We start from the raw sequence: 2100 nt of genomic DNA, 5'->3' as shown, positions 1-2100 counted from the left end.
TAGGTGACAAAAACTTTTCCAGAGTGTATGTTGGCAAAAGTTCCGACTGCACGCTGAGAACGCCAGTTGTTCTGGGAACGCTACGAGGTCTCTCGTAGCTGAAAGAATCCCCAACCATAATCTTTGATTTGGTTGGGGAGCGTTCAAGAAGACAATCTCGAAATTCAAGCAGAAATTGAAGCCGCAAAACAGACTTATGAGGTGGGGGATTACCTAACATTGGATGAATATACAAAAAAAACGCGATCGCGGTTGCCAAATAATTCCTATTGTCAGAATAGTTTATAATTAGGTTTCCCTATCTCTAATATTTTCTCCAAAAATCGTGACTTGGGACATTGAATATACTGATGAATTTGCTCATTGGTGGTACATTTTACCTCCAGAGCAGCAAGATGATATTGCCAGTATGGTTAAACTGTTAGAAGAAAAAGGAACACGATTACCGTTTCCCTATTCTTCAAACATTAAAAGCTCAAAACATTCTCATCTGAGAGAATTGCGAATTCAAAGCAGAGGAAATCCCATCCGAATATTTTATGCGTTCGATCCGAGACGAACTGCTATTTTGTTAATTGGAGGTGACAAAACTGGGGACGATCGCTTTTATAAAACTTATGTCGCGATCGCAGACCGCTTGTATGATGAATATCTATTGGAACTTAAGCAAGAGGGGTTGATATGACGGGACATCACAATTTTCGAGAGCTTACTGCTCATTTTTCTGAAAGTCGGAAAGCTAAAATTGTAGCGAAAACCGAACAACTTAAAGTAGAACTCGCACAACTTGAATCTTCTCAGTTTTGGTCAACTTATCAAGCTCAAATAGCTCGACAATTAAATTGTTCTCTCTCGGATATTTCTCAATTAGAAGAAGAGACAGAAATCTATATTGCTAATTTGCGTAAAGCGATCGCGTCAATCGGGGGAGAATTAAGCATCATTATGCGATTTCCAGATCGAGAAATTGAAATCAAAGAATTTGCCGAACTTAAAGAAATCGATCGCGAATAAGATAATTGGATACGGCGCGATCGTCTGATGAAAGCTAAAGATTAAATTTGCTAATATTAGCGCGATCGCAACACTCCCCAATCCATTTCAATGGATTTTTTGTATGAGACGGGGATTTTCAATCCCTGGCGGATCGAGATAAGAAAGACAATTTAATTACCGATTTATTTCCTTAACTTCTATTCAATCCCTGACGGATCGGTAATAAGAAGAACAATCTCATTACTGATTTATTTTTCTGAATTTCCCTTAATCAAAATGCACGACTATGCAGCAAGGTTGCAAGGATTCTTTTAGGGTTGCGGAAAAATTTATGTTGGCGAATTGCTACAACCCTAACGTATTAGAAAAAATCTTGTCGCAAATGACGGGAGATGTACTACAAAATTATTCTGACAATCGCGATCGCCCTTCCTCTCCCCCCGTACCCGGTATCGGAAAGCCAGAACCCGCAAGGGTTCGTGAAAAATGACCTCTTCGCAATTCTTTACACTTTCTTGTAGGTTCCTTATATATTACATTTTACAAGTCTCGACGCGAGAGAAGAGAGCGTCCACACCCAATACCCCCACAACCAGGCCAAAAAGTATGAACTTGCTCTCTATTGTATATTCTCCCAGTTCCGCGATCGCCTCTCACGCAGATATTTTGAAAACGCGATCGCCGATAAGATACCCATTTTACCTACGAGAAAAAGATGTCTTGAGAAATAATTTGATAATCTTGACCCACCCAAACCAAAGAAATTGTTTTCACTTCGCCATCTTGCAAAACCACAATCGAAAAATTGCGTCGAATGTCGCCTTTACGGTTAATAATGCGGGGAACTTGTGCGGCATTCAGATAAAATGTACTTCCTTGAATTTGTAGCATCTGGCGCTGTTGGCGTTGGGTATGGCGTAGACTTTGGTGCATATGACCAAAGGTGACAAGGGGAATTTTTTTGTTGAAGTGGCGAGTTTTGGCGATCGCCTCCGTTAAATCCAAGTCTCCGCGATCGCCTCCTAATGGTTCCCAGTCCCGGCCGCAAATATCTTCTGGGCGATCGCCTAACCCATAGGGTCCATTGTGGGACAGGAAAATCAA

The 2100-nt window shown here is 41.0% G+C and carries 4 protein-coding genes and 1 pseudogene; 4 read left to right on the top strand and 1 reads right to left on the bottom strand.

The genetic code is table 11. The features are described from left to right. Positions 1-132 precede the first annotated feature (132 nt). The 4 genes from VB714_RS07210 to VB714_RS07195 all read left to right on the top strand — a co-directional run bounded on the left by VB714_RS07210 (position 133) and on the right by VB714_RS07195 (position 1486). Positions 133-288, top strand: coding sequence for a hypothetical protein (locus tag VB714_RS07210; protein ID WP_323222573.1), 156 nt, complete (start codon positions 133-135; stop codon positions 286-288). Positions 289-325: 37 nt separating this feature from the next. Then, positions 326-685, top strand: coding sequence for a type II toxin-antitoxin system RelE/ParE family toxin (locus VB714_RS07205; RefSeq protein ID WP_323222571.1), 360 nt, complete (start codon positions 326-328; stop codon positions 683-685). Continuing rightward, the gene (locus VB714_RS07200; protein WP_323222569.1) at positions 682-1014 is read left to right on the top strand and encodes an XRE family transcriptional regulator; all 333 of its coding nucleotides are present in this window, start codon (positions 682-684) and stop codon (positions 1012-1014) included. The genes VB714_RS07205 and VB714_RS07200 overlap by 4 nt, the downstream gene beginning before the upstream one ends. A gap of 313 nt (positions 1015-1327) precedes the next feature. Beyond that, positions 1328-1486 (top strand): hypothetical protein, encoded by a 159-nt coding sequence (locus VB714_RS07195; protein ID WP_323222567.1) that lies wholly within the window; start codon positions 1328-1330, stop codon positions 1484-1486. Between the two features lie 212 nt (positions 1487-1698). Here the strand turns inward: VB714_RS07195 and VB714_RS07190 are convergent. Then, positions 1699-2100, bottom strand: a pseudogene (locus VB714_RS07190) (TIGR04168 family protein); the annotation flags it as partial.

It is taken from the genome of Spirulina sp. 06S082 (genome assembly GCF_034932145.1).
GTDB lineage: Bacteria > Cyanobacteriota > Cyanobacteriia > Cyanobacteriales > Spirulinaceae > CCY15215.
This window is presented reverse-complemented; position numbering and strand designations above follow the sequence as displayed.